Raw genomic sequence first — 5,138 nt, 5'->3', positions numbered from 1 at the left:
GGGGGGGCGCCAGGGGGGCGGTCATCGCGACGGTCATGGCAGGGCCTATCATTGATAGCGGGCGCCATGATTATCGCTTCAGATGGCGGTCGTCATCAAAAAATCCGCGCATGGCGGGCCGGGCGTGCTATGCGCTGGGGCCGGAGGAGCAAGCCAGATGAGGGTTTCCCGCGAGAAGGCGGCCGAGAACCGCGCGAAGATCCTGGAGGCCGCCGGCCGGCTGTTCCGCGAGCGCGGGCTGGCGGCGACCGGCGTCGATGCCCTGGCCGAGGCGGCGGGGATGACGCATGGCAGCCTGTACAGCCAGTTCGGCTCGAAGGAGCGGCTGGCGGAGGTGGCGGTGGCGGCGATGATCGAGGCCCGCGCCGGCCGCAGCGCCCCGCGCGAGGGCGAGACGCCGCGCCAGGCGCTGGAGCGTTTCGTCACCCGCTACCTGTCGGCCGGGCATCGCGACGCGCCGGGGAATGGCTGCGCCATCGCCGTGCTGGGCGGCGAGGTGCCGCGGCAGGGCGAGGGGGTGCGGCAGGCCTATACGGTGGGGTTGAAGGGGATGGCGGCGCGGCTGGCGGCGCTGCTGCCCGAGGGCGAGGATGCGCTGGCGACGATCGCGCTGCTGACCGGGGCGGTGACGCTGGCCAGGGCGGTGGATGATCCCGTTTTATCGGATCAGATTTTATCCAGCGCTTTGAAGAATATTCTTCAAGAGAAGAAGTCTTAAGAGAAGAATCTGGGGGCATTGAATGCCCCCAGACCCCCACATTCATTTTCGTCCCGCCTCTGGCCTCAAGGTGCCAACAGATGGCGGGGTCCGGGGTGATACTATCACCCCGGCAGGGGTCCAGGGGGCAGAGCCCCCTGGTGCTTGCCTGTCTTACTCAGCCGCCACCAGCTCCGCCTTCTTCTTCTCCTTCCCCGCCATGGCCCGCGCCACGACGTAGAAGAGCGGCGTGAAGGCCAGGCCGAACAGCGTCACCCCCAGCATGCCGGCGAAGACCGCGGTGCCCAGGCTCTGGCGCATCTCGGCGCCGGCGCCGGTGGCCAGAACCAGCGGCAGCACGCCCAGGATGAAGGCCAGCGACGTCATCAGGATCGGCCGCAGCCGGGTGCGGGCCGCGGCCTCGGCGGCCTCCCAGCGGGTCATGCCTTCCTGCTCGGCGCTGCGGGCGAACTCGACGATCAGGATGGCGTTCTTGGCGGCCAGGCCCACGAGCACCACCAGGCCGACCTGCACCAGCACGTTGTTGTCGAGGCCGCGCCACAGCACGCCGGCGAGCGCCGCGAGCACCGACATCGGCGCGATCAGCACCACCGCCAGCGGCAGCAGCCAGCTTTCATAGAGGGCCGCCAGCAGCAGGAATACGAAGACCACGGCCAGGCCGAAGGCGATGGGGGCGGTGTCGCCCTGCGTCGTCTCCTGCAGCGCGATCTCGGTCCATTCGTAGCTGAAGCCGTCCGGCAGCTTCTCGGCCAGCAGGCGCTGCATGGCGGCCAGCGCCTGGCCGGTGGAGACGCCCGGCTTGGCCGCGCCCTGGATCTCCGCCGCCGGATAGAGGTTGTAGCGCGGCATGCGATACGGCGCGGTGCCGTCGGTGAAGCTCGCCATGGCGCCGATCGGCACCATGTCGCCGGCCTCGTTGCGGGTGCGCAGCAGGGCGACGTCGCGCGGCGTCAGGCGCTGGTCTTCCTCGGCCTGGGCGGTGACGCGGTAGGTGCGGCCCAGGATGTTGAAGTCGTTGACGAAGGCCGAGCCGAGATAGACCGACAGCGTCTCGCCCACCCGCGACAGCGGCACGCCCAGCATCTCGGCCTTGGTGCGGTCGACCTCGGCATGCAGCGTCGGCGTCGCGGTGTTGAACAGGGTGAAGGCCATGGCGATCTCGGGCAGGCCGTTGGCGGCGCCGACGATCTCGTTGGTCGCCGCCTCCAGGGCGCGGGGGCCCTGGCCGCTGCGGTCCTGGACATAGAGCTTGAAGCCGCCGCCGGTGCCGATGCCGGAAACCGAGGGCGGCGGGATGACCAGCGCCATCGCCTCGCGCTCCTCGCCCAGCCGCGCCTGCAGCTGGCCCAGGATGGCGCCGTATTCGATATGCTGGGCGATGCGCTCCTCGAAGGGCTTCAGCGTCACGAAGATCACGCCCGAATTCGGCGCATTGGTGAAGGTGGCGCCGTCGAAGCCGACGAAGGCGACCGCGCCCTCGACGCCCGGGACCTGCATCACCGTCTCCGACGCGCGGCGGACCACGGCGTCGGTGCGGGCGAGGCTGGCGCCCGGCGGCAGCTGGAAGGCGGCGATCAGATAGCCACGGTCGAGCGGCGGGATCAGGCCGGTGGGCGTGGTGCGCACCGTCTGGCCGGTCACCAGCAGCAGGCCGACGAAGAGCACCAGCAGCACCGCGCCCATCCGCACCAGCCGCCGCGTCAGCGCGCCATAGCCGTTCGACATGGCGTCGAACATGCGGTTGAAGCCGCGGAAGAACAGCCCGAACGGGGCGCCGACGACGGCGCGCCAGCCGGTCGCCTTCTCGTGGCTGTGCGGCTTCAGCAGCAGGGCGGCCAGCGCCGGCGACAGGGTCAGCGAGACGAGGGCCGAGATCAGCGTCGCCACCGCGATGGTCACCGCGAACTGGCGGTAGAAGGCGCCGGCGATGCCCGAGATGAACGACGTCGGCACGAAGACGGCGCAGAGGACGAGGGCGATGGCCAGCAGGGCGAAGCCGACCTCGTCCATGGTCAGGCGGGCGGCGGCCTGCGGGTCCATGCCCTCGGCCAGGTGCCGCTCGACATTCTCCACCACGACGATGGCGTCGTCGACGACGATGCCGATGGCCAGGATCAGGCCGAACATCGACAGGGTGTTCAGCGACAGGCCCAGCATCGACATGGCGGCGAAGGTGCCGACGATCGAGACCGGGATGGCCAGCAGCGGGATCACCGCAGCGCGCCAGGACTGCAGGAACAGGATGACGACGACGACGACCAGCAGGATCGCCTCGATGAAGGTGTGCAGCACCGCCTCCATCGACTGGGCGATGAAGCGGGTGGTGTCGTAGACGATGCTGTATTGCAGCCCGGGCGGGAAGCGCTGCGACAGCTCCTCCATGGTCGCGCGGATACCGTCGGCGGTGGCCAGCGCGTTGGAGCCGGGGCGCTGGAAGATCGGGATGGCCGTCGCCGTCTGGTTGTTCAGATAGGCGTTGACCGTGTAGTCCTGGCTGCCGAGCTCGACGCGGGCGATGTCGCGCAGCCGTACCGGCGCGCCGCCCTGGTTGGTGGCGACGACGATCTCGCCGAACTGCTCGGGCGAGGTCAGCCGGCCCAGCGCCTCGACATTGACCTGGAAGGCCTGGCCATGCCCGGCGCCGGTCGGCGGCTGGTTCAGCCCGCCGGCGGCGACCTGCAGGTTGGCGCGCTGCAGGGCGGCCACCACCTCGCCGGGGGTCATGCCGCGGGCGGCGACCTTGGCCGGGTCCAGCCAGACCCGCATGGAGTAGTCGCGGGCGCCGAAGATCTGCACGTCGCCGACGCCGTCGAGGCGCGCCAGCCGGTCGCGCACGTTCAGCGTGGCGTAGTTGGAGACGTATTGCTGGTCGCGCGAGCCGTCGGGCGACAGCATGTGCACGACCATCAGCAGGTCGGGCGAGGCCTTGCGCACCTGCAGGCCGAGGCGGCGCACCTCCTCCGGCAGCCGCGGCTCGGCGACGGCGACGCGGTTCTGCACCAGCACCTGGGCGGCGTCGACGTCGATGCCCTGGCGGAACACCACGGTCACCGTCAGCTTGCCGTCGCCGGTCGATTGCGAGCCCAGGTAGAGCATGCCGTCGACGCCGTTGATCTCCTGCTCCAGCGGCGTCGCCACCGTCTCGGCGATGGTCTGGGCCGAGGCGCCGGGATAGGTGGCGTTGACCGTCACCGTGGGCGGCGCGATCTCGGGATATTCGCTGATCGGCAGGCCGAAGCCGGCGATGCCGCCGACCAGCGTGATGGCGATCGAGATGACGGCCGCGAAGACCGGTCTCGCGATAAAGAATTGCGCGAAGCGCATGGCGGAATGTCCGGCGTAAAGGGGGTTCGGCTCAGCGCGCTTCGGCGAGCCGCGCGGGGGTGCCCGGCTGGGCGGCAGGGGGGGCGACCTCGGCGGTCACCTTGGTGCCAGGGCGGGCGCGGTGCAGGCCGGCGATGATGACGCGGTCCTGCGCGGTCAGCCCGCTGCGCACCACGCGCAGCCCGTCGACCACGGGGCCCAGCGCCACCGGCTTGGGCACCACCGTGCCGTCGGCGGCGACCGTCATGACCACGCGGGCGGCCTGGTCGGCGGCGATGGCGGCGTCCGGCAGCAGCAGCGCCTCGCCCTCGCCGGCGCGCAGCCGGAGGCGGGCGAAGCTGCCCGGCGTCAGGAACATGTCGGCATTGGCCAGCAGCGCGCGGGCCCGCATGGTGCCGGAGCGCGGGTCGATGGCGGTGTCGACGAAGTCGAGCTGGCCGACCCGCTCCCAATTGTCCTCGTCGGCGAGGCGCAGCGCGACGCGGGCATTCTCGCTGCCGGCGCGCGCGACCCCGGCGCGGGACAGGCGCAGGAAATCGGCCTCGCTGATGTCGAAGGTGGCGTAGATCGGGTCCAGCGCCAGGATGGTGGTCAGCAGCGTGCCGCTCTGCTGCACCAGGTTGCCGGCATCGACACGGCGGTCGGAGACGCGGCCGCCCTGGGGGGCGCGCACCTCGGTCCAGCTCAGCTCCAGCTCGGCCTGGCGCTGCTGCGCGCGGGCCGAGGCGATGGCGGCCTGGGCGTCGCGCTGGGCGGCGCGGCGGCTGTCGAGCTGCGCCTGGGGGGCGATGCGGTCGCGCACCAGCGGCGCGGTGCGGTCGATATCCTGCTGCGCCAGGTCGAGCCGGGCCTGCGCCTTGGCGAGCTCGGCGCGGGCGCTCTCGACCGCGATCTCGAAGGGCCGCGCGTCGATGGTGAACAGCAGGTCGCCCGCCTTCACCACCTGGCCGTCGCGGAAATGCACCTTCTCCACCTGGCCGGAGACGCGGGCGCGCAGCTCCACCCGGGCCGAGGGCTCGAGGCGGGCGACATGCTCCTCCCATTCCGTGACGCGGCGCTGGGTGGGCTGGGCGACGGTGACGGAGGGGGCAGGCTG

The 5,138-nt window shown here is 71.3% G+C and carries 3 protein-coding genes; 1 reads left to right on the top strand and 2 read right to left on the bottom strand.

Annotation, left to right across the window (positions count from 1 at the left end):
- The first annotated feature begins 157 nt into the window (after positions 1 to 157).
- A complete protein-coding gene (locus tag GVN67_RS27935) occupies positions 158 to 718 on the top strand; it encodes a TetR/AcrR family transcriptional regulator (protein ID WP_160000579.1) in 561 nt (186 codons plus the stop codon).
- A 153-nt stretch (positions 719 to 871) separates the two neighbouring features.
- Here the strand turns inward: GVN67_RS27935 and GVN67_RS27930 are convergent, their stop codons facing one another.
- Both GVN67_RS27930 and GVN67_RS27925 read right to left on the bottom strand, forming a co-directional pair.
- Entirely contained in the window at positions 872 to 4,042 is a 3,171-nt protein-coding gene (locus tag GVN67_RS27930) for an efflux RND transporter permease subunit (protein WP_160000578.1), read from the bottom strand.
- 31 nt (positions 4,043 to 4,073) lie between these two features.
- Positions 4,074 to 5,138, bottom strand: a 1,065-nt coding sequence (locus GVN67_RS27925) for an efflux RND transporter periplasmic adaptor subunit (protein WP_160000577.1), incomplete at its 5' end; no start/stop codon positions are given.

This window comes from Roseomonas sp. 18066, assembly GCF_902706185.1.
GTDB lineage: Bacteria > Pseudomonadota > Alphaproteobacteria > Acetobacterales > Acetobacteraceae > Pseudoroseomonas.
This window is presented reverse-complemented; position numbering and strand designations above follow the sequence as displayed.

What these genes read in the sequence shown, in the direction of transcription:
- GVN67_RS27935 (WP_160000579.1), top strand. Translation starts at nt 158, where the DNA reads ATGAGGGTTTCCCGCGAGAAGGCGGCCGAGAACCGCGCGAAGATCCTG.
- GVN67_RS27930 (WP_160000578.1), bottom strand. Translation starts at nt 4,042, where the DNA reads ATGCGCTTCGCGCAATTCTTTATCGCGAGACCGGTCTTCGCGGCCGTC.